Origin of the sequence: Rhizobium sullae (assembly GCF_900169785.1) — a bacterium.
Classification (GTDB): Bacteria; Pseudomonadota; Alphaproteobacteria; order Rhizobiales; family Rhizobiaceae; genus Rhizobium; species Rhizobium sullae.
In genome coordinates this window covers 36,940-62,606 of sequence record NZ_FWER01000009.1, presented here as the reverse complement: position 1 = coordinate 62,606, position 25,667 = coordinate 36,940, and the positions used below count along the sequence as shown (strand labels likewise).

Annotated in this window: 28 protein-coding genes, 1 tRNA gene, 2 pseudogenes and 1 riboswitch; of the genes and pseudogenes, 13 read left to right on the top strand and 18 right to left on the bottom strand. The window is 60.9% G+C overall.

Annotated features, from left to right (window positions below; genetic code table 11):
• Positions 1–4 precede the first annotated feature (4 nt).
• Together argF and BN1800_RS09715 are read left to right on the top strand one after the other, a co-directional pair.
• Complete coding sequence (argF, locus tag BN1800_RS09720; RefSeq protein WP_027510702.1) at positions 5–922, top strand: ornithine carbamoyltransferase; 918 nt, start codon at positions 5–7, stop codon at positions 920–922.
• Between the two features lie 93 nt (positions 923–1,015).
• The gene (locus tag BN1800_RS09715) at positions 1,016–2,011 is read left to right on the top strand and encodes an Hsp33 family molecular chaperone (RefSeq protein ID WP_027510701.1); all 996 of its coding nucleotides are present in this window, start codon (positions 1,016–1,018) and stop codon (positions 2,009–2,011) included.
• Here the strand turns inward: BN1800_RS09715 and apaG are convergent, their stop codons facing one another.
• A complete protein-coding gene (gene apaG, locus BN1800_RS09710; protein ID WP_027510700.1) occupies positions 2,012–2,404 on the bottom strand; it encodes a Co2+/Mg2+ efflux protein ApaG in 393 nt (130 codons plus the stop codon).
• 222 nt (positions 2,405–2,626) lie between these two features.
• Positions 2,627–3,811, bottom strand: coding sequence for an O-succinylhomoserine sulfhydrylase (locus BN1800_RS09705; protein ID WP_086996838.1), 1,185 nt, complete (start codon positions 3,809–3,811; stop codon positions 2,627–2,629).
• A gap of 46 nt (positions 3,812–3,857) precedes the next feature.
• Positions 3,858–3,936, bottom strand: a riboswitch (SAM riboswitch).
• Between the two features lie 73 nt (positions 3,937–4,009).
• Between BN1800_RS09705 and BN1800_RS09700 the strand changes: the two genes are divergently transcribed.
• From BN1800_RS09700 to BN1800_RS09690, 3 genes are all read left to right on the top strand, one after another.
• The gene (locus tag BN1800_RS09700; protein ID WP_037142242.1) at positions 4,010–5,104 is read left to right on the top strand and encodes a 2'-deoxycytidine 5'-triphosphate deaminase; all 1,095 of its coding nucleotides are present in this window, start codon (positions 4,010–4,012) and stop codon (positions 5,102–5,104) included.
• A gap of 45 nt (positions 5,105–5,149) precedes the next feature.
• A tRNA-Gly gene (locus tag BN1800_RS09695) sits at positions 5,150–5,223 on the top strand.
• 214 nt (positions 5,224–5,437) lie between these two features.
• Positions 5,438–6,310 carry a transporter substrate-binding domain-containing protein gene (locus tag BN1800_RS09690; RefSeq protein ID WP_086997203.1) on the top strand — a complete coding sequence of 291 codons (873 nt, stop codon included), beginning with the start codon at positions 5,438–5,440 and terminating at the stop codon, positions 6,308–6,310.
• Here the strand turns inward: BN1800_RS09690 and BN1800_RS09685 are convergent.
• The 5 genes from BN1800_RS09685 to BN1800_RS09665 all read right to left on the bottom strand — a co-directional run bounded on the left by BN1800_RS09685 (position 6,304) and on the right by BN1800_RS09665 (position 9,444).
• Positions 6,304–6,720, bottom strand: coding sequence for a tellurite resistance TerB family protein (locus BN1800_RS09685; protein ID WP_027513295.1), 417 nt, complete (start codon positions 6,718–6,720; stop codon positions 6,304–6,306). The two genes, BN1800_RS09690 and BN1800_RS09685, sit on opposite strands and share 7 nt — an antisense overlap.
• Positions 6,721–6,782: 62 nt before the next feature.
• Positions 6,783–7,523 carry a thermonuclease family protein gene (locus BN1800_RS09680; RefSeq protein ID WP_086996835.1) on the bottom strand — a complete coding sequence of 247 codons (741 nt, stop codon included), beginning with the start codon at positions 7,521–7,523 and terminating at the stop codon, positions 6,783–6,785.
• Positions 7,524–7,534: 11 nt separating this feature from the next.
• The gene (locus BN1800_RS09675) at positions 7,535–8,200 is read right to left on the bottom strand and encodes a LexA family transcriptional regulator (protein WP_027513297.1); all 666 of its coding nucleotides are present in this window, start codon (positions 8,198–8,200) and stop codon (positions 7,535–7,537) included.
• Between the two features lie 104 nt (positions 8,201–8,304).
• The gene (locus tag BN1800_RS09670) at positions 8,305–8,952 is read right to left on the bottom strand and encodes a response regulator (RefSeq protein ID WP_086996832.1); all 648 of its coding nucleotides are present in this window, start codon (positions 8,950–8,952) and stop codon (positions 8,305–8,307) included.
• Positions 8,953–9,042: 90 nt separating this feature from the next.
• Complete coding sequence (locus BN1800_RS09665; RefSeq protein ID WP_086996829.1) at positions 9,043–9,444, bottom strand: hypothetical protein; 402 nt, start codon at positions 9,442–9,444, stop codon at positions 9,043–9,045.
• Positions 9,445–9,563: 119 nt separating this feature from the next.
• Here BN1800_RS09665 and BN1800_RS09660 point away from each other — a divergent pair, with 119 nt between their 5' ends.
• Positions 9,564–9,917 carry a DUF952 domain-containing protein gene (locus BN1800_RS09660; RefSeq protein ID WP_027513300.1) on the top strand — a complete coding sequence of 118 codons (354 nt, stop codon included), beginning with the start codon at positions 9,564–9,566 and terminating at the stop codon, positions 9,915–9,917.
• A complete protein-coding gene (locus BN1800_RS09655) occupies positions 9,914–11,002 on the top strand; it encodes a quinone-dependent dihydroorotate dehydrogenase (RefSeq protein WP_027513301.1) in 1,089 nt (362 codons plus the stop codon). The genes BN1800_RS09660 and BN1800_RS09655 overlap by 4 nt, the downstream gene beginning before the upstream one ends.
• Here BN1800_RS09655 and BN1800_RS09650 read toward each other — a convergent pair.
• From BN1800_RS09650 to BN1800_RS09640, 3 genes are read right to left on the bottom strand one after another with little or no spacing between them, the layout of a single operon-like run.
• Positions 10,978–12,324 (bottom strand): MATE family efflux transporter, encoded by a 1,347-nt coding sequence (locus tag BN1800_RS09650; protein WP_027513302.1) that lies wholly within the window; start codon positions 12,322–12,324, stop codon positions 10,978–10,980. The genes BN1800_RS09655 and BN1800_RS09650 overlap by 25 nt on opposite strands.
• 31 nt (positions 12,325–12,355) lie before the next feature.
• Positions 12,356–12,853, bottom strand: a complete 498-nt coding sequence (locus BN1800_RS09645; protein WP_086996826.1) for a CAP domain-containing protein — start codon at positions 12,851–12,853, stop codon at positions 12,356–12,358.
• Positions 12,854–12,855: 2 nt separating this feature from the next.
• Complete coding sequence (locus BN1800_RS09640; protein ID WP_027513304.1) at positions 12,856–13,122, bottom strand: DUF6460 domain-containing protein; 267 nt, start codon at positions 13,120–13,122, stop codon at positions 12,856–12,858.
• A 143-nt stretch (positions 13,123–13,265) separates the two neighbouring features.
• Here BN1800_RS09640 and BN1800_RS09635 point away from each other — a divergent pair, with 143 nt between their 5' ends.
• A complete protein-coding gene (locus BN1800_RS09635; protein ID WP_086997200.1) occupies positions 13,266–14,192 on the top strand; it encodes a class I SAM-dependent DNA methyltransferase in 927 nt (308 codons plus the stop codon).
• 217 nt (positions 14,193–14,409) lie between these two features.
• Positions 14,410–15,045: a YitT family protein gene (locus BN1800_RS09630; RefSeq protein WP_086996823.1), complete on the top strand. Its 636-nt coding sequence runs from the start codon at positions 14,410–14,412 to the stop codon at positions 15,043–15,045.
• Positions 15,046–15,357: 312 nt separating this feature from the next.
• Here the strand turns inward: BN1800_RS09630 and BN1800_RS09625 are convergent.
• Positions 15,358–15,615, bottom strand: a pseudogene (locus BN1800_RS09625) (carboxymuconolactone decarboxylase family protein); the annotation flags it as partial.
• A gap of 58 nt (positions 15,616–15,673) precedes the next feature.
• Between BN1800_RS09625 and BN1800_RS09620 the strand changes: the two are divergent.
• The 3 genes from BN1800_RS09620 to pdeM are packed head-to-tail and all read left to right on the top strand — an operon-like array spanning position 15,674 to position 19,615.
• The gene (locus tag BN1800_RS09620) at positions 15,674–16,309 is read left to right on the top strand and encodes a YitT family protein (protein ID WP_027513307.1); all 636 of its coding nucleotides are present in this window, start codon (positions 15,674–15,676) and stop codon (positions 16,307–16,309) included.
• Positions 16,310–16,356: 47 nt separating this feature from the next.
• Positions 16,357–18,867, top strand: coding sequence for a ligase-associated DNA damage response DEXH box helicase (locus BN1800_RS09615; protein WP_086996820.1), 2,511 nt, complete (start codon positions 16,357–16,359; stop codon positions 18,865–18,867).
• Positions 18,868–18,886: 19 nt separating this feature from the next.
• Positions 18,887–19,615 carry a ligase-associated DNA damage response endonuclease PdeM gene (gene pdeM / locus BN1800_RS09610; protein ID WP_027513309.1) on the top strand — a complete coding sequence of 243 codons (729 nt, stop codon included), beginning with the start codon at positions 18,887–18,889 and terminating at the stop codon, positions 19,613–19,615.
• Between the two features lie 165 nt (positions 19,616–19,780).
• Here the strand turns inward: pdeM and BN1800_RS09605 are convergent, their stop codons facing one another.
• The 3 genes from BN1800_RS09605 to BN1800_RS09595 form a co-directional block, all read right to left on the bottom strand.
• Complete coding sequence (locus tag BN1800_RS09605; RefSeq protein WP_027513310.1) at positions 19,781–20,362, bottom strand: transglycosylase SLT domain-containing protein; 582 nt, start codon at positions 20,360–20,362, stop codon at positions 19,781–19,783.
• A 121-nt stretch (positions 20,363–20,483) separates the two neighbouring features.
• Positions 20,484–20,921, bottom strand: a complete 438-nt coding sequence (locus BN1800_RS09600; protein WP_086996817.1) for a universal stress protein — start codon at positions 20,919–20,921, stop codon at positions 20,484–20,486.
• Positions 20,922–21,008: 87 nt separating this feature from the next.
• On the bottom strand, positions 21,009–21,569 hold the full coding sequence (locus BN1800_RS09595; protein WP_086997197.1) for a dihydrofolate reductase family protein: 561 nt from the start codon (positions 21,567–21,569) through the stop codon (positions 21,009–21,011).
• A gap of 117 nt (positions 21,570–21,686) precedes the next feature.
• Between BN1800_RS09595 and BN1800_RS09590 the strand changes: the two genes are divergently transcribed.
• The gene (locus BN1800_RS09590) at positions 21,687–22,193 is read left to right on the top strand and encodes a winged helix-turn-helix transcriptional regulator (protein ID WP_086997195.1); all 507 of its coding nucleotides are present in this window, start codon (positions 21,687–21,689) and stop codon (positions 22,191–22,193) included.
• On the opposite strand, the gene BN1800_RS09585 is transcribed toward BN1800_RS09590, so the two are convergent.
• The 4 genes and pseudogenes from BN1800_RS09585 to BN1800_RS09565 form a co-directional block, all read right to left on the bottom strand.
• Positions 22,194–23,000, bottom strand: coding sequence for a TIGR02186 family protein (locus BN1800_RS09585; protein WP_027513314.1), 807 nt, complete (start codon positions 22,998–23,000; stop codon positions 22,194–22,196). It abuts the gene before it with no gap.
• Positions 23,000–23,920: a sulfite exporter TauE/SafE family protein gene (locus BN1800_RS09580; RefSeq protein ID WP_027513315.1), complete on the bottom strand. Its 921-nt coding sequence runs from the start codon at positions 23,918–23,920 to the stop codon at positions 23,000–23,002. Before BN1800_RS09580 ends, BN1800_RS09585 begins: the two co-directional genes overlap by 1 nt.
• 418 nt (positions 23,921–24,338) lie before the next feature.
• Positions 24,339–24,583, bottom strand: a pseudogene (tnpA, locus tag BN1800_RS09570) (IS200/IS605 family transposase); the annotation flags it as partial.
• Entirely contained in the window at positions 24,579–25,649 is a 1,071-nt protein-coding gene (locus BN1800_RS09565; RefSeq protein ID WP_086996814.1) for a D-alanine--D-alanine ligase family protein, read from the bottom strand. The gene BN1800_RS09565 and the pseudogene tnpA, both read right to left, overlap by 5 nt.
• Between the last annotated feature and the right edge of the window lie 18 nt (positions 25,650–25,667).

The window sequence follows — 25,667 nt, the reverse complement described above, 5'->3', positions numbered from 1 at the left end:
CGACATGGCTTCCCCCAAACACTTTCTCGATCTCTCGGCGGTAACTGCATCCGATCTCAGAGCCATCATGGATGATGCGATCGTCCGCAAGCAGGCCTTCAAGGCCGGCAAAGGCGATAAGCCGCTCGCGGGTAAGATGCTGGCGATGATCTTCGAGAAACCCTCTACGCGCACACGCGTTTCCTTCGATGTCGGCATGCGTCAGCTCGGTGGCGAAACGCTTTTCCTCTCCGGCACGGAGATGCAGCTTGGCCGCGCCGAGACGATCGGCGATACGGCCAAGGTGCTCTCGCGCTATGTCGATGCGATCATGGTCCGCACGACGGAGCACCACCGCATGCTGGAGCTCGCCGAACATGCGACGGTGCCGGTCATCAACGCGCTGACGGACGACACGCATCCCTGCCAGATCATGGCAGATATCATGACCTTCGAGGAGCATCGCGGTCCGATCAGGGGCAAGACGATTGCCTGGACCGGCGATGGCAACAACGTACTGCACTCGCTGGTCGAAGGTGCGGCCCGTTTTGGCTATCGCATGAATATGGCTGTGCCTCTTGGTTCCGAGCCCAAGGATCACTATCTCAACTGGGCCCGCAATGAGGGCGCCGAAATCATGCTTGGCCATGACGCCGACCGTGCGGTCGAAGGCGCCGATTGTGTGGTAACCGATACCTGGGTCTCCATGAATCAGGAACATCGGGCCCGCGGTCACAACGTCTTCCAGCCCTATCAGGTCAATTCGGCTTTGATGGCGAAGGCCGGCAAGGATGCATTGTTCATGCATTGCCTGCCCGCCCATCGCGGCGAGGAAGTGACGGATGATGTGATCGATGGCCCGCAATCCGTGGTCTTCGATGAGGCGGAGAACCGTCTTCATGCGCAAAAGTCGATTCTTGCATGGTGCCTGGGGGCGATCTGAACCATACTGGGCGCCACGTCTGGCCTGATGGCCTCGTGGCGGCACGGGCGAAAAGACCTCTGGTCTGCCGCCTGGACTACTAGGAGTAAGACCATGGCAGAAATTGCAAGTGCTCTCGGCGAGTTCGATTTCGCTGGCGATGATCACGTAGTCCCATTTCAGGTAGAAGGCCTCGATGTGCGTGGCCGCGCCGTCCAACTCGGGCCTATGCTGGATGCGATCCTCGCGCGCCATCATTATCCTGCACCCGTCGCCCGGCTGCTTGCTGAAGTTATCGTGCTGACGGTACTTCTCGGGACGTCCCTCAAGTTCGAAGGCAAATTTACGGTGCAGACAAAAGGCGACGGCCCTGTCGATCTTCTCGTTGCCGATTTCTCGACGCCGCAGAATGTGCGCGCCTATGCACGCTTCGATCAGGCCTTGCTCGACAAGGCGGTCGCTGCCGGCGAAACCGAGCCGGAACAGCTTCTCGGCAAGGGCGTGCTGGCTTTCACTATCGACCAGGGCAAGTTCAGCCAGCCCTATCAGGGCATCGTGGCGCTTGACGGCACCTCGCTCGAAGATATCGCCGGCACCTATTTCCGGCAGTCGGAGCAAATCCCGACGCGCGTCCGCCTAGCGGCTGCCGAACTGTTCGATCGCGACCAGGCGGGCCAGCCGCGCCACCGCTGGCGGGCGGGCGGGCTCATTGCCCAATTCTTGCCGGAAGCGCCGGAGCGTATGCGTCAGCCCGACCTCCACGGCGGCGACGGCGATAACGCCGCGCTGGCACACAAGGAAGACGACACCTGGACCGAAGCGCGCGCGCTGGTCGACACCATCGATGCGGACGAACTGACGGATCCGCAGGTCGGCATCGAACGCCTGCTCTTCCGCCTCTTTCACGAGCGCGGAGTGCGTGTTTTCGGTACCCGGGAAGTCATTGATCGCTGCAGTTGCTCGCGCGACAAGATCAAGAACGTGCTGAAGGGCTTTTCTGAGGAAGAGATCGATGCCAGTCAGGAGAACGGCGAGATTGCCGTCACTTGCGAGTTCTGCTCCACGACCTATCGTTTTGAAGTCGTGGAAGTCGCATCGGCTGCCGAGTGATCAGTTCAGCACTCTGAGCAGCCCGGGGGAGTCCAGCGAGAAGGCGGGTATTTCGACATCGAAAAGCTCGCCGTCATCCGTTTCCATCTGGTAATGGCCGAACATGAGGCCGGAGGGCGTATCGAGCGGACAGCCGGATGAGTATTCGTAGGTATCGCCGGGTTCCAGCCGGGGCTGCTCGCCCACGACGCCCGGGCCACTCACTTCGTCCACGATGCCGCTCTGATCGGTGATGTTCCAGTAGCGATTGATGAGCCGCACGGTCAGGTCCGATTTATTGCTGATAACGATCCGGTAGCCCCAGACATAGCGATCGTCGTCCGGATCGGATTGCTCCTCCAGATAAAAGGGCTCGACGACGACTTCGATATCTCGTGTGAGGGCGCGGTACATGCCTTACACCATAGCCAAGATATGTTACCCGTATCTTATGCAGCGCTCGATCCGTCAAGAAACGGCACATGCATCATCCTTCAAACAGCGTGATTACACGTCGTTTCGAACATTAATCCTAATTATCAAAGTTCATTTCCGCATTGAAGCAAGACTCTTGCGCTATTTATTAGGTGGAGCATCCGGCCGGGCCGGCAAGGTCCGGCCGTCGCTATTGCAAGTTCAGGACCTAACCTTTGAAAGAGCCTGAGCGAAATCTTCGATCAGGTCTTCTGCATCCTCGATGCCGAGCGAAAGGCGAACCGTGCCGGCGGAAATGCCGAGTTCCGCGCGCGCTTCGTCGGTCAGGTTCTTGTGCGTCGTGGTTGCCGGATGGGTGATCAGGCTCTTGGAATCGCCGAGATTGTTTGAGATTTTGATGATATCGAGCGCATTTTGCAACGCGAAGGCGGCTTCCTTCCCGCCCTTCAACTCGAATGCGACGAGCGTGGAGCCGCCGGACATCTGCTTGGCGATGATGTCGGCCTGGGGATGGTCCTTGCGCCCCGGATAGATCACGTTTGCCACCTGCCTCTGCTCGGCGAGGAAGTCGGCGATCCTGGCCGCACTTGCCGTCTGCTGCTTGACGCGCAGTGGTAGCGTTTCGATCCCCTTCAGAAGCGTCCAGGCATTGAATGGCGACATCGCCGGACCTGTATGGCGGAAGTAGTCGTGCAGGTTTTCGTCGATCCATTCCTTGTCGGAAAGCACGACGCCGCCGAGGCAGCGGCCCTGGCCGTCGATATGCTTGGTCGCGGAATAGACGACGATATGGGCGCCGAGTTCCAGAGGCTTCTGGAAGAGCGGCGTCGCAAAGACGTTGTCGACGACCACCTTGGCGCCGACCTGATTCGCGAGCTTGGCAACACCTGCGATATCGATCACTTCCAGCGTCGGGTTCGTCGGGCTTTCAAGGAAGAAGACCTTCGTCGCCGGACGGATCGCCTTTTCCCAGTTTTCGAGGTAGCAGCCGTCGATGAGCGTGCATTCGATACCGTATTTCGGCGCCAGCGTTTCGACAACCCACCGGCAGGAGCCGAAGAGCGCACGGGCGGCAACAATATGGTCGCCGGCCTTCAATTGGCAGAGGATCGCCGCGGTGACGGCAGCCATGCCAGAAGCGGTGGCGCGGGCGTCTTCGGCGCCTTCGAGCGCACACATCCGCTTTTCGAACATGTCGTTGGTCGGGCTTCCGTAGCGGGCATAGATAAAGCCGTCCGTCTCGCCCTTGAAGCGGGCTTCAGCCGCTTCCGACGTATCATAGACGAAACCCTGCGTCAGGAAGATCGCTTCCGAAGTCTCGCCATATTGCGAGCGCAGAGTTCCGCCGTGAACGAGTTGAGTTGCCGGGCGCCAAGTCTTGCTCATGCCATCACCACCTTCAAACAACAAAAAAACCGGCCGCAAAAGCAGACCGGTTTCATACCCGGTCTTTTTAGCCACTTCTTTAACGTGGCTGCAAGCCGACCGGCCAAATCACCACGGGATAAAGCTGCAATACTGCTGTTAGCTTCTTGCGTCAATTCCTTGAGTTTGGTTTTGTCGGAAGCGAATTATGGATGGAGCATGATGGCTCGCGAAACTGGAATCTTGGCCGATCGCGCAATAGCCGCGTTGTTTGAAACCGGCCGCCTCACGACGGAGCGGGAACTGGACCGCGATCAGATCCAGCCGGCCAGCCTGGACCTGCGCCTGGGCGCCAAGGCGTTCCGCGTTAGGGCCAGTTTCATGCCGGGTCCATCGCATCTCGTTGCCGATAAGCTCGACCGGCTGAGCCTGCATGTCATCGACCTCTCCGAAGGTGCCGTGCTCGAAACGGGCTGCGTCTATATCGTGCCTCTGATGGAGCGGCTCGATCTTCCGGCTGAAATGTCTGCCTCGGCCAATCCGAAAAGCTCGACCGGCCGCCTCGACATCTTCACCCGCGTCATCACCGACTACGCGCAGGAATTCGACAAGATTCCTGCCGGTTATTCCGGCCCGCTCTATCTGGAAATCAGCCCGCGCACGTTCCCCGTCGTCGTACGCCGCGGCTCGCGCCTTTCGCAGATACGCTTCCGTGTCGGGCATTCCATTCTCGGCGAGCCGGAACTGCAGGCGCTGCATGATGCGGAAACGCTGGTCGCAAGCGCCAAGCCCAACGTTTCCGGCGGCGGCATTGCGCTCTCGATCGACCTGGCTGGCGACAAGGAGGGCTTGATCGGCTATCGCGGCAAGCATCACACGGCCGTCGTGGATGTCGACAAGAAGGCCGAGCACGATATCTTCGATTTCTGGGAGCCGCTTTACAGTCGCGGCAGCAACGAGTTGATCCTCGACCCGGATGAGTTCTATATCCTCGTTTCGCGCGAGGCCGTGCACGTTCCGCCGCACTATGCCGCCGAAATGACGCCCTTCGATCCGCTCGTCGGCGAGTTTCGCGTGCATTACGCCGGCTTCTTCGATCCGGGCTTCGGTCACGCGCCCGCCGGCGGTATGGGCAGCCGCGCCGTCCTCGAGGTCCGCAGCCACGAAGTGCCCTTCATCCTCGAGGACGGCCAGATCGTCGGCCGCCTGGTTTACGAGCACATGCTGGAAAAGCCCGAAAGCCTCTATGGCACCGGCCTTGGATCGAACTATCAGGCTCAGGGCCTGAAGCTCTCCAAACATTTCCGCATCTGAGATGCCTTGACACCGCCATCCATCTGTTGGAAGGCTTCCGTCATTGCGGGTGTAGCTCAATGGTAGAGCAGCAGCTTCCCAAGCTGAATACGAGGGTTCGATTCCCTTCACCCGCTCCAGCTAGCCGATGCCCCGCTTCAGAAGAACGGCAATCACATCGCGAAAGCAGGTGCTTTCGTCTACGATCTGCTCCCGCTGATGAAGGCGCATGACCGACTGCTGGCGCACTTTTATGGCCGGTGGTGCGGCCCGGCGCATATTTCCCAATACGGATGACTCTGATACACCATCGCCAAGCGGCGATGCCCCGACCCTAACCCGAGCCGGATGATAGTGAGACAATCTTTCCCTGCGTCCCTAAGTTTTAAGGGATTTTTAACTTTTTGGCTGTCCTTGGTTGTATTTTCTGCAGGGACGACGTCTGCGCAGCAGGCGCCATCGTCGCTGCCTTTGCTTTTTGACGCCCGTGAAAGGCTTGCCAAGCCGGACCTCTCTTCGCTCGTCCGCCTGCGCTTCCTGACTGCTGTCGATTTCCCACCTTTCAACTTTACCGACCAGAATGGCAAGCTGTCGGGCTTCAATATCGATTTGGCGCGCGAGATATGTAATGAACTGGAAGTGGCTTCAAAATGCGAGATCCAGGCGCTGCCCTTTGCCGATTTGAAGGAGACGCTTGCTGCCTCCCAGGGCGATGCCGTCATCGCGGGGTTGGCCGTAACTTCAGACTTACGCAAGCAGTTTACCTTCAGCCGTCCCTACCTCATGCTGCCGGCCCGTTTCGTGCGCAATGCGAAAGCGGAGATAAAAGGGGATACCGCCGCAGCGCTGTCTGGCCGATCGGTCGGCGTCATCAAGGCGACCGTACATGAGGCCATGCTTAACGCCTACTTTCCGGCAATAAAAGCCGTGCTTTTCGAGAATAGGGAGGCACTGCTGACGGCCCTGAGGGATGGCAAGGTGGACGCTGCCTTCGCCGACGCCCTGCAATTGTCCTTCTGGGTTTCCGCTCAGGCATCCGCCAAATGCTGCGCGCTCTTCGACGGCCCCTATTTGTCGGAGCAGTTTCTGGGAGAGGGCATGACGATCATGCTTCGCCAGAACGACAGCGTATTGACGGCAGCGTTGGACCACGCCCTTGCAGCACTTTCCAGAAACGGCCGCCTGCAGGAAATCTACCTGCGTTATTTCCCTTATGGGCTCTATTGACCGTTGCGGAAGCGGGCGATCGCGCTGCGTTCGATGGCCGCGCAGGTGAGCTTGTCGAGACCCAACCGGTCGCGGAGCATGCTGAGCAGCCGAAGCTCCTCGGCCTTGACGGAAAGGTCGGCGGAAGCGACTTCGACGGCAAGGGCATAGGCGGTGTCGTAGAGCCGCGCCGGCAGCGTGTCCTTCACCGTTTCCAAAACGACATCGAGACCTTCCGGCCCGGCCAGCAGTGCTGCGCAGTCGCGGGCAATCGAAATCAGCTTGTCGTCGTCGAAATCCTTGAACACTGGCAGAAAGCCGATCAGCTGGCCGATGCGCTCCATCTCCCGGTCGTTCATCGTGCTGTCGACGGCGGATGCCATCACCATCACGTAAATCAGGGCATCGTGGGCGGAAAGCGGCTTGTTCATTCGGTCATTCCCTCTGCTTCGGCAGGAGTTTAGGAACTGCCGTCCGCCATTACAAGGGATCGCTAGATCGGATCGAGAGGATTATCCGGCGGCGGTCCGGGCGGCAGGGTCAGCGGCGCGCCCTTGCGCGGATCCTCGCCATAGACGCCTTTCTTCTCCGCCTTCGCCTTTTCGCCCGCTCCGGTAAGCGGCGATCCGGCGACTGCATCCGCCCAGCCGTTCTCGACAAGCCATTCGGAAAGGTCTTGCGCGCCGATCTTGCAGGAGGCCGTCGTGATGCCGGTCCAGTTGGCGTCCTCCAGATCGCAGGTGACTGAGCGCAGCCGCAGAAAGAGCCGGAAATTCGTCTTGGCGAGCATTCCGCAAGGCCATTCGTTCCCATCCAGCTCTTTGCAAATCTTGTCGGCCTGTGTCGGAACAATGCCGGCAAGCTGCAGTTTCCTGTCGCCGAAGGCGAGAATGCCAGCACTCTCGGCGACCGGCCTCGGCAATGTTGCGGCTTTCTGCGGCTCCGGCTTTGGCGTTTCCGGTTCGGGCACGGCTACCCGTTCCAGCGGCTTGCCCTCCGCCTCAGCCGGATAGAACTGGCTTGCTTGGTCGACCGGCCGCGCGTTCATGCTGATCTTTGGATCGGGAAGGGCAATTGGCGGCTTTGGTGCCTCCTCGGATTTGGCAGCTGTGTTGGGATCTTCGATCGCGGTCGTCGCCACATCCGGCCCGGCAAACCGCTCCCTGCCTGCCGCCAGCATCACGGCGACGATTGTTATTCCCGCAACAGCTGTCAGAAGTGCTGCAGGCCGCATGGAAGATTTTCCTATTGGCTGGCCCAGATGATGCGCGCGATCCAATCCACATCGGAAAACTCGATCGTCCGGTTCGGATGTTCGGAATTGAGGGACATCAGTTCGATGGAGCGTGGGCTCTGGCGTAGCAGCACCTTGGCCATCACCTCGCCCTCGCGCGTCTTGACGACGACGCGGTCGTTGCGGCGCACCTGTGCGCCCGGCTCCACGATCAGGACGTCGCCGTCGCGATAAAGCGGCATCATGCTGTCTCCCTGCACTTCGAGGGCATAGACGCCCGCTTTCTGCGAGGGTGCGGCGGGAAATTCCACTACATCCCACCCTTGGCCAGCCGGGAAACCGCCATCATCGAAAAAGCCGCCTGCGCCGGCCTGTGCGAAGCCGAGCAGGGGAATGGAGCCTCCCTGCGGGGGGGATGCGCCATCCGGCAGACCGGAGAAGCTGTTTGCGGACCGCATGAAGCCCATGAACTGCTCCATGGTGGCGCCTGTCGCATCGAGCACCTTGGCGATCGATTCCGTCGAAGGCCAGCGCAACCGGCCATCGGCAGACAACCGCTTAGATTTGTTGAGGGAGGTAGGGTCGAGGCCGGCACGGCGCGCAAGACCAGACGGTGTCAGGTCATGCCGTTCGGCAAGCCTATCGATCGCTCCCCAAATCTGCTCGTGTGACAGCATCTTGCTTGGTCCTGCGCCCCGGCGCCGCTCTCCAATCGGCAGGAAGATTAACGCCAGGCTTTCTCATAGTAAAGAGAAATGAGGAATAAAATCCTGTATTGGCGTCAGGCAACCATCGCCATGTTGATCTTGCCGAGCTGGATGACGGCCTGCGTGCGGCTGTCGACGTTGAGCTTCAGGAGGATGGCCGAGACATGCGCCTTGATCGTTGCTTCGGAAACGCCGAGTTCGTAGGCGATCTGTTTGTTGAGCAGGCCTTCGCCGAGCATGGTGAGCACGCGGCTCTGCTGCGGCGTCAGCGTGTGCAGGCGGTGAATGAGGTCGGCCACGTCCGGGTCTTGTTCCTCACCGTCGCGATAATTCTCCGGCGTTGCGATATCGCCGGCAAGCACTTCCTGGATGCTGCTGCGGATATCTTCGATGCCGGACGATTTGGAAATGAAGCCGGAAGCGCCGAGCTCCAGGGCGCGGCGGATCGTCGTCGCGTCATCGGTCGCGGAAATGATGACGATCGGCAGGCTGGCGAATTCGGAGCGTAGCGCCATCAGCCCGGAAAAGCCGCTGACGCCGGGCATGGCAAGATCGAGCAGCAGGATATCCGCATCCGGATGAGTGGTAGCGGCAGCGCGCGCGGCCGTGAAATCGCCGGCTTCGACGATCGTGTGCTGCCCCTCCATGCCGGTCACGGCCTGGCGCAGCGCATCCCGGAAAAGCGGGTGGTCGTCCGCAATGATGATCGTCTGTTCCTGCATCGAAAACCCCCTCCCAAGAGCCCGATTTCATCCTCCTCATGCGCGGGATACCCGCCGCACATGCCGTCCTCTTCATATTACTACATCAAATCAGGTCTTCTGCGGAAGAGGCGCGGTCTTTTCTTCCTCCTGGAATTGCTTCACCATGCCCATGAAGCTTTTCATCATCCGCTCCATGATGCTGATCGAGCGGTCGATCTCGGCATCGGTGGGCAGCGCCTTGTTAACGATGCTCTTGTTTTCGAGCGCGGTCACGCGGTCGGAAAGCCGGTCGAGCTCGTCGTCATAAGCAGCGCGTTCGTCGGCCGCCATACGGCAGACCAACGAACCGTCCTTTTCTTCGCAAAGCGACATCGCACCCGTGTGCTTGTCGAGACGGACGAAATGGTCGCCGCTCCGCTCGAGCTGGAAGCGCGCCGGGTCCGGCTCGGCCGCGAGCGCCGGCAGCGGCAGAAGAAGAACTGCGGCAATCCCGATTGTTATCGTCTTCATGCTATGATCCTCCGGATTTCTGTTGCGGCTATCCTGTTTTTCGGCGGGGAGTCGTGGACATCGCCGTTCCTTTCCGGCAAAGCGCTCACCAACAGCATCAGCCATTGCATGAGGCCATCATGAGCGTGACACCCGTCGTTTACAAGATCGTGACCGAGGCGCTCTGGCAGGAAGCCAGGCAAAGCGGCGTTTTTCGCGGCGCAGGCATCGACCTGCAAGACGGTTTCATTCATCTCTCGACGGAAAAACAGGTGCGGCAGACGGCGGCGCTGTTTTTCGCAGGCCAGCCGGGCCTGCTGCTCATCGCCATCGATAGCGGCAAGCTCGGCGACAAGCTGATCTTCGAACCCTCCCGAAACGGCGATCTCTTCCCGCATCTTTATGCCGAACTGCCCCTTTCGGCCGTCATCTGGGAAGAGCCGCTTCCGCTCGATGATGCCGGACAGCATATCTTCCCGGAACTCCTGTCATGATTGGTGTGTTCAAGAGCGCTGCCCGCAAGGGCCTCTTCCTCTTCGATCCCGAAACGGCGCATGGCATGTCGATCGCTGCGCTGAAATCCGGCTTGGTTCCCGCCTGCCGTATTTCTCCAGATCCGCGGCTGGTGCAGACGGTCGCCGGCCTCACCTTCGAAAACCCGCTCGGTATGGCGGCCGGTTACGACAAGAATGCCGAAGTGCCGGAATCCCTCCTCAAGCTCGGCTTTGGCTTCACTGAGATCGGCACGGTGACGCCGAAGCCGCAGTCGGGCAATCCGCGCCCGCGCATCTTCCGTCTGGTGGATGACGAAGGGGTCATCAACCGCCTCGGCTTCAACAACGAGGGCCATGATGCGGTCTTCCGGCGCCTGTCGGCGATCCGCCGCGAAGGCATCATCGGCGTTAACATCGGCGCCAACAAGGACAGCGAAGACCGCATCGGCGACTATGTGGCCGGCATTCGCCGCTTCTATTCCGTTGCGCGCTATTTTACGGCCAACATCTCTTCGCCGAATACGCCTGGCCTGCGTGACCTGCAGGCGCGCGAAAGCCTGGCCGCTCTCCTGTCCGCCGTGCTTGCCGCCCGCGACGAGGAGGCCGCGCGCTCTGGCCGGAAAATCCCGGTCTTCCTCAAGATTGCGCCCGATCTCACGGAAGAAGGGATGGACGATATCGCGGCCGAAGTGCTCTCCCATGGGCTGGACGGCCTGATCGTCTCGAACACGACGCTTGCCCGCGACGGTCTGAAGGATCAGCGGCAGGCGAAGGAAGCCGGTGGCCTTTCGGGCAAGCCGCTCTTCGAGAAGTCGACCGCGATTCTTGCGAAAATGCGCAAGCGGGTCGGCGCTGCACTCCCGATCATCGGTGTCGGCGGTGTTTCTTCGGCGGAAACCGCGCTCGAAAAGATCAGGGCAGGGGCCGATCTCGTGCAGCTTTATTCCTGCATGGTCTATGCGGGTCCTGGCCTACCGGGCGAGATCGTCCGCGGCCTCTCAAGGCTCCTCGACCGTGAAAAGGTCACGTCGATCCGCGAATTGCGCGACACCCGCGCCGATCACTGGGCGGCCCGGAACGTCTGATCGGCCCGCGGCTTCACCAGCATGGCCAGGAAGAAGCCGCGGAACAGCAGGAAGGCGTTCATCGACAGCCAGAGCCCGTGATTGCCGAAGAGCGGCACGAAGACCGCGAGCGCGGCAAGATAGCCGGCAAATGACATCAGCATACGGTTGCGCATGTCGACAGACCATGTCGCGCCGATGAAGACGCCGTCCATCAGGAAGGCGAGTGCGCCCGTCAGTCCGGTGATCGCCGCCCAAGGCAGATAGGTTTCTGCCGCTGCCCGCACCTCCGGCGAGGTCGTCAGCGCGGAAATCAGCCAGGGACCGGCGCCAAGGAAGAAGGCGGAAACGGACGCCGCCAGCCCGAAGGACCAGATGGCAGTGAGTTTCAGCCCGCGGTCGAAGGCCGGCCGGTGGGCCGCGCCGATCGCCCGTCCGGTGATCTGCTCGGCGGCATTGGCAAGCCCGTCGAGATAATAGCCGGAGAGCAGGAAGAAATTCATCAGCACGGCATTGGCGGCGAGCGTGACGGCGCCGAAGCTCGCGCCGATCCGCGTCATGATCGCAAAGGAGCCGATCAACACGAAGGTGCGGATCAGGATGTCGCGATTGAGCGCAAAGAGCTCCGCCAGCCGGTGCCGCGAGAAGATTTCCGCACGGCTTGGCCGTTCGGAGGCTTCGAAGCTTCTGAGAACGAGGAGGAGGCCGGCCACCGCACCGGCCGTCTCGCCCACCATCGTGCCCCAGGCGACGCCAGCGACTCCCCAGTTGAGCCAGAGGCCGAGATAGATCGCGAGCACGATGTTGATACCATTGATCAGCACCTGCAGGAAAAGGCCGGTGCCGCCTTGCCCGCGCCCGAGCACGAAACCGAGGATCGCGTAATTCGCGAGAGCCGCAGGGGCGGCAAGGATCCGAATGGAGAAATAGACATTCGTCGCCTGTGCGACGGCCGCTTCGGGTCCCATCAGTGCCAGCCCTGCCGGAAGCAGCAGCGGCGAGAGACAGAGAAGAACAAGGCCGCAACCGAGCGCGGAAACCATGGCTCGCCAGAAAACGCCCTGCTGCTCATGCGTATCGTGCCGCCCGAGCGCCTGTGCCGTCAGCCCCGTGGTCGAAGCGCGCAGGAAGTTGAAGCTGCCGAGGAGAAGGTCGAAGAGCATCGCCCCGATCGCAAGGCCGGCAAGCGCATCGGGCTCGCCCATATGGCCCACGACGCCGGTATCGACGAGGCCGAGCAGCGGCGTCGTCGTGAAGCCGAGCGTCATCGGAATGGCGATCGACAGCACCAGCCGGTGCGTCACATCGAATGCCAGCCGGTTTTCGCGCCCGCAGTGATCCATTTCTGCCTCGGTCTTGAGAGGCAGAATCGCCTCAGCTGGTAAGAACCATGGCCCAATAGGGCACGCTCCGGGAAGACGTATTGTGCGCAACGGCGACGCCGAGCCCGTTATAGCGTCCCAGCATGTTCTCGAGATGATGTCGCGAGTTGATCCAGGCCGTCACGACGGCATCGATGCTCTGCTGGCCGGCGGCGATGTTCTCTGCGGCCGGAAGCTGCACGCCGCTTTTTTTCACGCGTGCACCGAAACTGTCGGCCATGCCCATCAGATGCGTCATCTTGCCGGCGCTTGCCATTCGCTTGGCCTGGTAGACCGCCGCAGCGCTTGCCGCCGGATCGACGCGAAGCGCCGTCAGCCCATTCTTGGCACGAAGCTGGTTGACGAGCGGCAGCGCCGCCGTTGTCTCGTCCTCTCCGTCCGAGGGCGTGGAAGACATTCTGGGCGCGGTCGTGCAGCCTGCGACGCCCGTCAGGAAGACAAGGCCTGAAAAGCGCAGCAGATTGCGCCTGGAAAGAGCGATGGATGTCATGTTTACCGGCGAAAGTTGAAAAGACGGATGATAATGAAGATCGGGATGACGACCGTTGCGCCAAGCAGCAGATAATCGCCGACGCGGCCGAGCGCTGCAAAACCCCGGTACCAGATCTCGCGGATGAAATCCCGGACGCCGTAGACGAGGTCCAGCGGTGCCCATCCGAAAACGGTCATCACGAAACCGACGATCAGCGAAACGACTAAGAGCTTCACCAATGTGCGGCCGAGCGAGTCACCTAGAAATTTGTTTACCTGATCGGACATGCGCCATCTCCTGTTTGCCCTGAAATACGGTTGCGGCGCGTCGCCCGCAAGCCTTTTCCGGAACTGGCCGTTCCGCCTCTGAAATAGGACTTGAGTTTTTTTGTGGCCGCCGCCAAATGCGCAGGCGTTCAACGGGCCACATCATGCAGCAAAGCCAGTTTTCCTCAGGCGACGTCATCGCCGATCGCCGCGCCGATTATGCGAAGATGCTCGACGAGGGCGGTGAGGCGGATGCGGCCGCCGAACTGATGGAGCAGGCGCTGGAGCTGACGCCCGCCTGGGCCGCCGGCTGGTATCGCCTCGCGATCTACCGGGAGAGGGCCGGTAAGGTGGGATCCGCGATCGAAGCCTATCGGAAGACGCTGTTGCTCGATCCAGAGGATATTTTCGGCGCAAGCCTCAAGCTTGCCCTGCTTGGCGACGCCGAAATGCCGGAGCAACCGCCGAGCCGCTATGTCGAGCGGCTTTTCGATGATTATGCCGCCCGTTTCGAAACCTCGCTCGTCGAAAAGCTGGATTATAGCGTTCCGCAGAAACTCGCAGCGCTCCTTGCCGCTACCGGCCGCAAATATTCGCTCGCCATTGATCTCGGCTGCGGCACCGGCCTTCTCGGACCGGAGATCCGCGCCCGCGCCGGGCGGCTTGAAGGCTACGACCTCTCGCAAAAAATGCTCGCCAAGGCCGAGGAGAAGGCAGTCTATGATCACTTGGCCCAGGCCGACCTTTCTCTTGCGCCTGAAGCCTCCGGCGTCTTTGCCGATGGTGCAGAATACCGCGCTGATCTGATTACGGCTGCCGATGTGCTCATGTATCTCGGCAATCTCGAAAGCGTTTTCGCGATCGTCGATCGCCTCGCCGCCCCCAGCGCAGATTTCGTCTTCTCGGTCGAAGACGCGGGCGAGGGCGACGGTTTCCACCTCGCGCCATCACTGCGCTATGCGCACACGGAAGCCCATGTTCGCGGTCTTTGCAGCCGCTATACCCTTGAGGTTATCGAGACCATCAAAACCACGATTCGACAGGATGGCGGCAAACCGGTTGCCGGCATTCTGTTCCTTGCACGGCGATGATGCTTCATGCACAAATCTTGCGATTTGAAAATAGGTCAGCATTGCTTACATATTTCGCTTGCTCGCAACTGCGAAAAGCTTGATAATTCCCATCATAGCTGACCGGCGCCGCGGAAGAACAATCAGGAGCGCCTCAGTCTGTTCACCATAGACAATCCGTTGCGCGGGAAACGCTCTCCGGCGCGCTTGAATTCTTCTGCTGTTGGAGATTGCCGGCATGGCTCAGCTCATCAATGCCCTCGGTTTCTGGAACACCAGCGCGACGCGCCATACGCCGCTCGAGGATGTGCAGGGCATATTCTCCGGCAGCCTCGTTTCCGCACTCGGCCTTTATGTGCTCGCCAGCGCCGGCCTTCTCACCGGCAGCACCGCCGGTATCGCCTTCCTGCTCCATTACGCTTTCGGCGTGAATTTCGGCCTTGCCTTCTTCTTGCTCAACCTGCCGTTCTTTTATCTTTCCTGGAAGCGCCTCGGCATCGCCTTTACGATCAAGACCTTCGTCGCCATCGGCCTCACCTCGGCGCTTGCCGATGCGCAGTCGCGTTTCTTTGAGATTTCCAGCATCCATCCAGCCTGGGCAGCGCTTCTCGGCGGCCTACTGCTCGGCTTCGGCCTGCTTGCGCTCTATCGCCATCGCGCCAGCCTCGGCGGCGTCGGCATTCTCGGTATCTATATGCAGGAGCGTTTCGGCATCCGCGCCGGTCTTGTGCAGCTTTCCGTCGACATGTGCGTGCTTGCCGCCGCCTTCTTCGTCACGACGCCGCCGGTGGTTCTCTATTCCGTTCTCGGCGCGGTCGTCCTCAATCTCTTCCTGACCATCAACCACCGCGCGGATCGCTATATCGCGCTGTAGGTTCGCGAAGCGGCAGTTCAATCATAAACAAATCGTAACTTGCCTCCTCTCAGGCCGAGAGCGACACTCGCCTCGCGCCGGATAGATGAGGTGAAGATATGTCAGAGTTGGAAAAACTTATCAGACGCCGCATGAACGAGGAGTATGCTAAGGGCTCCTCCGCGGAAAGGATCGCCCAAGTCATCCGTGAACTTATCAATAACTTCGACGGATCAGGTGCCCGTCGCAGCTGATCGACATTTTGCCGACCCGATTTCCATCGGGTCGGTCGCTTCAAGCAATGCCTCAAACTTTTGCTGCGCGCAAAATTCCTCACGCAGCCTTCGCTGGCTGATCGATTGGGTGCTGGCTGCGGAAGCTGACGGCCAACCGGTTCCAGACGTTGATCGCGCCGATCACCACCGTGATCTTGGTGATTTCCTCTTCGCTGAAATGCGCCTTCAGGGCTTCGAAGACCGCATCCGGTGCGCCGGTCTCCGCGATCCTCGTCACCGCATCGACCCAGCCGAGCAGGGCACGTTCCTTTGCGTCGTAGACCGGCGATTCCTTCCAGGCGCAGATAAGCGAAATCCTGCTTGCCAAGCCCGAAAGGCAAGATAGAACAACCGAAAATACCAAGGGGAAAACAATGGCAGCAAAAGCCGCTTTTGCCGGACTTCTGAACTCGTCGCCGGACAGACACTCGCTTTTCGATGACACGCAGGGGCTTGTAGCGGGCAGCATGCTTGCCGTGCTCGGCGTCTCGCTTCTCTCCAGCGCCGGCCTTCTGGCAGGCGGCACCGCAGGCATGGCATTCCTGCTGCACTATGCGACAGGCTGGGGCTTCGGCCTCTGCTTCTTTGGTGTGAACCTGCCGTTCTATTATCTCGCCTTCCACCGCCTCGGCCCTGCCTTCACGATCAAGACCTTTATTGCGATCGCGCTCACTTCTGCACTGTCGGAGATCGCCCCGCGCTTCCTCGGCCTCTCGCATGTCGATCCGGTCGCCGGTGCGCTCTTCGGCGGTCTTGTCATCGGCGCCGGCATGCTGGCGCTTTTCCGCCATCGCGCAAGCCTCGGCGGCATCGGCATCCTGGCGCTTTACATCCAGGATCGCTTCGGTTGGCGTGCGGGCATCGTGCAGCTGGGTTTCGATGGCCTCATTCTGGCACTTTCCTTCTTTGTCGCCAGCCCCTTCATTATCGCCTGCTCGGTGCTCGGCGCCATGGTGCTGAACCTCACGCTCGCCATCAACCATCGCAAGGACCGCTATATCGCCATGTGAGGCGCGGCCGCTCTTCTCTTTCACGTCGGTTTCACTACCTTTGTCCCGTGGACCAGATCGATTCCGAAGCCCGCGCCGCCTTGCCCGCCCCCTTCATCCGCTGGTTTGCGGAAAAGGGCTGGCGGCCCCGCGCCCATCAGCTGGAATTGCTGGCCCGCGCCGAAGCAGGCGAAAGCACGCTGCTGATCGCGCCGACCGGCGCCGGAAAAACGCTCGCCGGTTTCCTGCCGGCGCTGACCGATCTCACGCGCCGCGGCAAACGCCTGCCGGGCTCTGCCTTTACGGGCATCCACACGCTTTACGTCTCGCCGCTGAAGGCACTCGCCGTCGATATCGAACGCAACCTCATGAAGCCGGTCGGTGAGATGGGCCTGCCGGTCACCGTCGAGAACCGCACCGGCGACACGCCGAACGCCAAGCGCCAGCGCCAGAGGCTCAATCCGCCCGATATCCTGCTGACGACGCCGGAGCAGGTGGCGCTGCTGCTCGCCAACAGGGAGGCGGAACGCTTCTTCAAAGATCTGAGATATGTCGTTTTCGACGAGCTGCATTCGCTCGTCACGTCGAAACGCGGCCATATGCTGTCCCTCGGCCTTGCCCGGCTGCGCCGCCTCGTGCCCGAGCTCAGGACCATTGGCCTCTCCGCCACCGTCGCCGAGCCCATGGACCTGCAGAAATGGCTGGTTGCGCAGGAGGAGGGCAGGGAACGGCACGCCGGCCTGGTGACCGTCGAAGGCGGCGCCAAGCCGGATATCTCGATCCTTACGACGGAGGAGCATATCCCCTGGTCCGGCCATTCCGCCAGATACGCCGTCCCCGATATCTACAGGCAGCTGACTGAGCACCAGACGACGCTGCTTTTCGTCAACACGCGATCGCAGGCCGAAATGCTCTTCCAGGAACTCTGGACGGTGAACGAAGAGAACCTGCCAATCGCGCTGCATCACGGCTCGCTCGATGTCGCGCAGCGCCGCAAGGTGGAGGCGGCCATGGCCGCCAACAGGCTGCGGGCTGTCGTTGCCACCTCGACGCTCGATCTCGGGATCGACTGGGGTGACGTCGACCTCGTCATCCATGTCGGCGCGCCGAAGGGCGCCTCGCGCCTTGCCCAGCGCATCGGCCGAGCAAATCACCGCATGGACGAGCCCTCCAAGGCGATCCTCGTTCCCGCCAACCGTTTCGAGGTCATGGAGTGCCAGGCAGCCCTCGACGCCAATTATATCGGAGCGCAGGACACTCCGCCCGTCGGCAAGGGCGCGCTCGATGCGCTCGCCCAGCACGTCCTCGGCATGGCCTGCGCCGAGCCTTTCGACATGCTGGAGCTGTACGGCGAGATTACCAGCGCCTCTCCCTATGCCGATCTCTCGTGGGAAACCTTCGAGCGGATCGTCGATTTCGTCGCGACCGGCGGCTATGCGCTGCGCACCTACGAGCGCTACGCCCGGATCCGCAAGACGAAGGACGGCCTCTGGCGCGTCTCCAATCCGCGTGTCGCCCAGCAGTACCGCTTGAATCTCGGCACGATCGTCGAAAGCCCGATGCTCAATATCCGGATGGTGAAGCGCGGCGAGACAGGCAAGATCGGCCGCGGCGGCGGCACCCTTGGAAAGGTCGAGGAATATTTCCTCGAACAGCTTTCACCGGGCGACACCTTCATCTTCTCCGGCAAGGTGCTCCGCTTCGAAGGCATCCGGGAAAACGAAGCGCTTGTCTCCCAGGCCTTCTCCTTCGATCCGAAAATCCCGTCCTATGCCGGCGGCAAGTTTCCGCTCTCGACCTATCTTGCCGATCAGGTGCGCTCCATGCTCGCCGATCCCGACCGTTGGCATCGCTTGCCGGATCAGGTGCGTGACTGGCTGTCGCTGCAGAAGGACAAGTCGATGCTCCCGAAGCGCGACGAGCTGCTGATCGAGACTTTTCCGCGCGGCAGCCGCGACTATATGGTCGCTTATCCATTCGAGGGCCGCCTCGCGCATCAGACGCTCGGCATGCTTCTCACCCGCCGCCTGGAGCGGGCCGGCGCCAAGCCGCTCGGCTTCGTCGCCACAGACTATTCGCTCGGCATCTGGGGACTGGAGGACATGGGCCTGATGATCCGGAACGGCCGTCTCAGCCTTTCCGACCTCTTCGATGAGGACATGCTCGGCGACGATCTCGAAGCCTGGCTCGACGAATCCTTCCTGTTGAAGCGCACTTTCCGCAATTGCGCCGTGATTGCAGGCTTGATCGAGCGCCGCCACCCCGGCAAGGAAAAGACCGGAAGGCAGGTGACGGTGTCCGCCGATCTGATCTACGACGTGTTGCGCAGCCACGAGCCGGACCACATTCTGCTGCAGGCGACGCGCCAGGACGCCGCGAGCGGCCTTTTGGATATTTCCCGGCTTGGCGATATGCTGAGACGAATCAAGGGTCACATCACGCATCGCGCGCTGGATCACATTTCCCCGCTCGCCGTACCGGTGATGCTGGAGATCGGCAAAGAGCCCGTTCATGGCGAGGCCCACGATGCGGTGCTCGCCGAAGCGGCCGGCGATCTGATCGCTGAAGCGCTGGCTTGATAACGCAGGATAGACGAGAATGATGAACCGCCTGGCGCTTGCATGTGAATTGAACGGATTGGTCCCGATGCCCGGCGTCGAGACCTCTGTTCATGGCGTCGCGGCCGTCTGCGATCCACTCGGCGCGCTCTATCTGCCGGATGCCCGCATCCTCGTGGTTTCCGACCTGCATCTCGAAAAGGGTGCGGCCTTCGCCCGCCGCGGCATGCTGCTGCCGCCCTACGACACGCTGGCGACGCTCACCGTCCTCTCCGCCGTCATCGCCCGCTACAATCCGAAGCTCGTCGTCTCGCTCGGCGATAATTTTCACGACCGCGTCGGCTCGGCGCATCTGCCGGAAAACTCCCGCACCCTGATCGTCGACATGGCCCGCGGCCGCGAATGGATATGGATCAACGGCAATCACGACCCTGACGGCACGGTCGATCTGCCCGGCTCTTCCGTCGATGAGATGCATTACAGCAACCTGACCTTCCGTCATGAGCCAAGGGGCGGCCTGCAGCAAGGCGAAATCGCCGGCCACCTGCACCCCGCCGCCACCGTCCGCCGCCGGGAGAAAGCCGTTCGCCGCCCGTGCTTCGCTACCGACGGCGCCCGCCTCCTCATGCCCGCCTTCGGCGTCATGACCGGCGGATTGGACCTCGGCCACAAGGCGATGACGGGCCTGTTCGATGGGCCGTCCTTGGTCGCTCATCTGCTGGGGCGGGATCGGATTTATTCGGTAAGATACGGGAATTTGCGGGGGTAGCACCGGTTCTCTCTTCTCCCCAGCAGGGAGAAGATGTCCGTCAGGACAGATGAAGGAGCGAGGAAGGAGCGAGCGTCCGAGCGGAGAGCGAAGACGAGTTTGCCGTGCCGCCCCCTCATCCGACCCTTCAGGCCACCTTCTCCCCGCTGGGAAGAAGGAAGACCCTTAATCACACCCCTGCAACTGCTGCTGATAGGTCGCCGCCATGTTCGCAAATCTTCGCGCCGTCTTCTGCAACTGCGCATTCGAGCGCCAGTCGCCGCGTCTGTAGCCTGCCGGTCCCGAATAGTAAGCGATATAAAGGCTGTAGGCGTCGTTGAGCTGGATGCCCGTCGCCTGGCTGTTGCTGTAATGGTACCAGCCGATGAAGTCGATCGCGTCGGCAAAGTTGGTGCGCCGCGCAGCCCAATTGCCGGTCGCCGACTGATAGTGGTCCCAGGTGCCGTCGAGCGCCTGCGAATAACCGTAGGCAGTCGAAGGGCGCGTCCAGGGAATGAAGCCGAAAAGTTTCGTGCGCGGCGGACGGGCATTCGGCTGGAAGCCGGATTCCACATACATCGTCGCCATCAGGATCGGAACCGGCACGCCGTATTTCTTCTGGGCCCGCTCGGCCTCGCGCTGCCAATTGCTGAAGAAACCGTTCCGCTGGTCGAAGACGGCGCAGATGTCTCTGGTCTGGCTAGGTGCCGTAGCGCAGCCGGCTGCAAGCGCCAGAAGCACCAGGGCGAGAAGACTACGGGTACGCAAAACAGAACCTCTCGTTTCGAGAGATTACTAACTCGTAAATCTTAACACTCGGTTTTTAGTCAAAGGTGAACTTGCACATCGCGCCGAAGCTTGCCCCCGCTGCCGCAGGCGCTTGATCCGATCACCGGTAGACCAGAACCGGGGTCTTCGAATGGGCGAGCACCTTCATCGTCACGCTGCCGACCATGAATGCGGTGAAGCCTTCGCGTCCGTGCGATGCCATGGCGATCAGGTCGCAGCCGCGTTGCGCGGCCGTATCGATGATCGCCTTCGCCGGTTCGTGGCTGGTCACCTGGGTCGTGTCGCAATCGACGCCATGCGTCCTGGCCCGGGCGCCGGCATCCGCCAGGATCCGGTCTGCCGCTTCCTTGCTGTGACGGTCATAGTTTTCGCGCGTGGATTCGAGCTGATCGATATTCGTGGAAAAGATATGGAACGGTTCGACAACGGTCAGGACCGTTGCCTTGGCGCCGATCTCCTTCGCAAAGGCAAGAGCCTTTTCAAGCGCATCGGTGGAAAGCTGCGAACCCTCGGTCGGGATGAGAATGTGTTTGTGCATAGACTGGTTCCTCCTTCAACGCTCACATGTTGACGGAGGAATCAGCCTAACACCTTGATCTGCATCAAACTGTCACGAATGCCGGCGTCACGCCGCCTTGACCGGCTCGTAACGCAGGATCACTCCGCCAGTCTTCAACGGCGTTGCCTCCAGCAGCTTCAGCGGCAGTTGTTCTTTCGTCGCCTTGAAATGCGGATTGCCGGCGCCGAGGATCACCGGCACCAGGCAGATGCGGATCTCGTCGACGAGACCGACCTTCAGCATCGAGTCGCAGAGTTCGGCGCTACCGAAGATGAAGATCGTCTTGCCGTCCTCCTTCTTGAGTTTTTGAAGCTCGGAAACCGGATCGCTGACAACGCGGGCATTGTTCCAGCCCGGCTCCGTCATCGTCCGCGACACCGCCATCTTCGGGATGCTGTTCATGTAGTCCTTGATCCTGCCGTCCTCTTCCGCCGTCTGCCAGTAGGCCGCCATGCCCTCGTAGGTCTTCCGGCCGAAGACGAGCAGGTCGCCTTCCTCACCCAATTGTTCGGAATATTTCTGCAGTTCTGGTCCCCAGGCCAGATTGTGGAAGTCGATATCCCACGGCTTCGTGCCTTCGAAGTAGCCGTCGAGCGTCATCAGATTCCAGATCACAAGCTTTCTCATGTCCATTTCCTCCATCCGCTTGTTTAGGCATATCACAATCAAAACCGGTTGCAAATAGCAATCGGTTGAAAGCTAGATAAACTGATGGCAAAATGCAAGTGGTTTTTGGAGATGAAAATGAACGACCTTCACCGCTCCGGCTGCCCGATCAATCTGACGCTGGAAATCCTCGGCGACCGTTGGAGTCTGATCGTTATCCGCGACATCATGTTCGGCAACCGCCGTCATTTCCGCGAGCTGTTGCAGAATTCGGAGGAGGGCATAGCATCGAACATCCTTGCCGACCGGCTGCGCCGCCTCATGGACAAGGGCTTGCTGACCAGGGAAGACGACCCCACGCACAAGCAGAAGGCAATCTATAGCCTTACCGAAATGGCGATCGATCTCGTTCCGCTCTTCGCCCATATGGGCGCCTGGGGCCGCAAGCATCTGCCGGTGTCGGAAGAGCTTTCCATTCGTGCCGAACTACTGGAAAATGGCGGCCCGCAGCTTTGGGAAGATTTCATGAACGAATTGCGGGCAAAGCACCTCGGCAAAGAGTTGCCGCCCGGAACGCTCTCGGTGCTCGGCCGCCTGACCGAGGCCTATCTCGATGTCGTTGCGAAAAAGAAGAAGTCCGCCTGATCAATCCTTACGGAAGACGATGCTGGCGCTCCAGCCGGTCACGATCGCCAGGAACACGGCGAACATGCCGTATGGGATCGGCTGCTCATGGGCTGCGTCGGTGATCATTTGTTCGATGCCAGTCTTGATGACGCGTAGCGGCACCGATTTCTGCGTTATGAACATGCCGCTCTTGAAGAGATACGCGCGCACCGTGTGCACGCCGTTCGGGATGTTGGCCGGCAGGCGGAGGCTTGCTTTGAAAAGATTGGAACTGACGAAGCGCACACCGGTCGGGTCGCGTTCGTAGAGCCCGCCGGTCTGCTGCAGCCGACGGAAAGCAGTGCGGAACTCGCCGAGGCTGCTGCCGTCTCCAACGAAGCCGACGGGCGTCAGCGGGATATGGTCGATGCCGATCCCCTGGTCGGCGACGTCGAGCGGCGTCACGACATCGTCGATCGAGCGCGAGCTCGACATCGAATAGGAATGCGGTACGCCCTCGAAGGTCATCGAATCGGTATTGATCCAGATGCCGAAGACGCGTTGCTTTTTGCGCACTGTCGCATCCTCGCGCGGCCCTTCCAGGACGACGACGACGTCGTACTGGCCGACGGCAAGCAGCAGGTTGTCGGTATTGGTCAGCGCCCCGAAGATCGTCAGATCCGCGCCGCGGAAATCGGAGGTGATGGCGATTTCGCTGCTGGAGGTACCGATCTCCAGCCCCTCGCGCCCTTCTTCGGAGTTCTGCCCCGGCAGCAGCATCTGCGCGGCGGCAAGCCCCGGCAAGAGGCAGAAGAGACCGAAAAGGCAAAGGCGCAACCGTCTCATCAATACGCCCCCATCACGACGGAATAGACGTCGGCGGGCGTCACAACCAGCGCGACCGCAAGGCGGATGCCGACAGCGAGAACGAGCAGCCCCAGCAGCGCCCGCAATTGCTCGCCGCGCAGTTTCTGGCCGACGCGCACGCCGTATTGCGCACCGACGACGCCGGCCACCATCAAGATGAAGGCTAACACGATGTCGACGGAGAAGTTCGTCGCGGCCTGCACCACGGTGGTGTAGGCGGTCACGAATATGATCTGGAACAGCGATGTACCGACCACGACATTGGTCGGGATACGCAGCAGGTAAATCATCGCCGGCACCATGATGAAGCCGCCGCCGACGCCCATGATGGAAGTCAGGATTCCGATCCCGAAGCCGAGCGCAACGATCGGGATGACGCTGAGGAAAATCTTCGATTTCTTGAAGCGCACCTTGAGCGGCAGGCGGTGGACCCAGTGATGATGCCCGGGCCGGCGCCGTGTCGGCGGCACGTTCTTGGCGGCGCGCCGCATGGCGTTGATGCTTTCAAGCAGCATCAGCCCGCCCACCGTGCCGAGGAAGATAACGTACATCAGCGAGATGATGAGATCGAGCTGGCCGACCCGCCGCAACAGCGAAAAGATCCAGATGCCGATCGTCGCGCCTGTAAGACCGCCGACAAGCAGTACGGTTCCAAGCTTCACGTCCAGCGTCCCGCGCCTGAAATGCGTAATCGCACCGGAGATCGAGGAGGCGACCACCTGGTTCGCGCCGGTCGCGACGGCGACCACGGGCGGGATGTTGTAGAAGATGAGCAGTGGCGTGATCAGAAACCCGCCGCCGACGCCGAACATGCCGGACAGGAAGCCGACGGCCGCGCCCATGCCGAGGATGATGAAGATGTTCACCGACAATTCTGCTATGGGCAGATAGATTGTCACAGCCGACCCCGAATTATGAACTGCCCCGCCGGGCAGGCGTCTTGCGTACCGTTCGAATGGCGTATCATACGGTGAAATCGTTGCCAGAGGCTTTCGATAAACGACACGCGATCCGCGTATGACGCGAGCGATAAGTTCCGATTAATTTGGCTTTTTTCAGATTTTGTGACGACGGCGCGAGGAGTTTCTTCGCCGGGAAACACTTAGCTCCTGCGCTACGTGTTTCCCCCATGATACTTAGCCTTATGGATCAGTATTCAGAACAGCTAAGCGGTATCTTTCTGGCGCTCGCGGACCCGACGCGTCGTGCCGTGCTTGGCCGCTTGGGCGAGGGCCTGGCTAGCATCAGCGACCTCGCGGAGCTGTTCGGCATGGCGCTCTCGTCCTTCGTCGGAACCACGCGCGGAAACCCCGTCCTTCAGGCGGGGAGGAAAGCGCGCGACCTTTGGGTCTCGACATACTGCCGGACAATGTCCAAAGGCGCGCCGCCGCATGACGCGGCGAAATATGACGGCGACCACAACACGCCCTTGAAGTGCGCCCCGCCACTTCCGGCCTGGCTTCGCGTAGCAGTCGGCTCGACACGCCCTTGAGACTGTTGACGAGCTTCGACAGCTGGACGGTCGGAGGATAGTTCACCAGCAGATGGACGTCATCGTCATCGACCGGCGCGTGCCAGCCCATGCGCCACGAGCCGGTCTATGATCTCGGCGTAGCTGACGCCACTTGCCGCCATTGCCTTGGAATACATGCTGATATCGGTGAAGCCGGGGATGGTGTTGATCTCGTTGACCAGGAATTGCACGTCTGGCGTCAGGAAAAAGTCGATGCGCGCCATGCTGTCGCAGCCGACGGCCCTGAAAGCCCTTGCGGCCATATCCCGCATGCCGACCTCGACCTCCGGCGGCAGCTCGGCCGGCACTTTCAGCGCAGCGCCGTCCTCGTCGATATATTTCGCATCGTAGCTATAGAAGCCATGACTTTCCGCCGGCACGATCTCGCCCGGCCGCGAGACGAAGAGGTTGCTCGCCGTATCCTCCAGCACGCTGAATTCGATCTCGCGCCCGCGAACGAATTCCTCGGCCAGCAGCTTGCGATCGTGCTTGAAGCCTTCGGTTAGTGCCCCCTCGAATTCCTGGCTGGCATGGATCTTCCTGACGCCGACCGACGAGCCCTGCCGCGCCGGCTTGATGAAAAGCGGGAGGCCGAGTTCGCTTTCCAGTGCGGCGAGTGAAGGTTCTGTACCCTGATGGATCGTCATCGAGCGCGCGACCGGCACCCCGGCCGCCTTTAGCAGTTGTTTGGCGATGTCTTTGTCCAGCGCAGTCGCCGATCCGAGAATGCCGCAGCCGGCGAGCGGCACGCGGGCAACCTCCGCAAGGCCCTGCACCGAGCCGTCCTCACCATGCAGGCCGTGAAGGACCGGAAAGAGGATGTCGATCGTGGGCAGTTCGTAAGCCGGTCCGCCAGCAGGAATTGCGAACACACGCCCGCGTCCGCCCGGTACGAGGCAGACCTCGGTCCCTTTTTCGGGTTTCGCAAGCGTTCCATCCTCGAAGCTGCTCAACAGCCATTGTCCTTCGCGGGTAACGAACACTGGAATGGCATCGTATTTTTGAGGTCCCAGCACACGCATCACGTTCGTCGCCGAAAGCACAGAGACATCGTGCTCGGTCGAGCGCCCGCCGAATAGCACCGCAATCCGCAGTCGGTTCGATGCATCGATCATGTAAGTGTCTCCGGGATG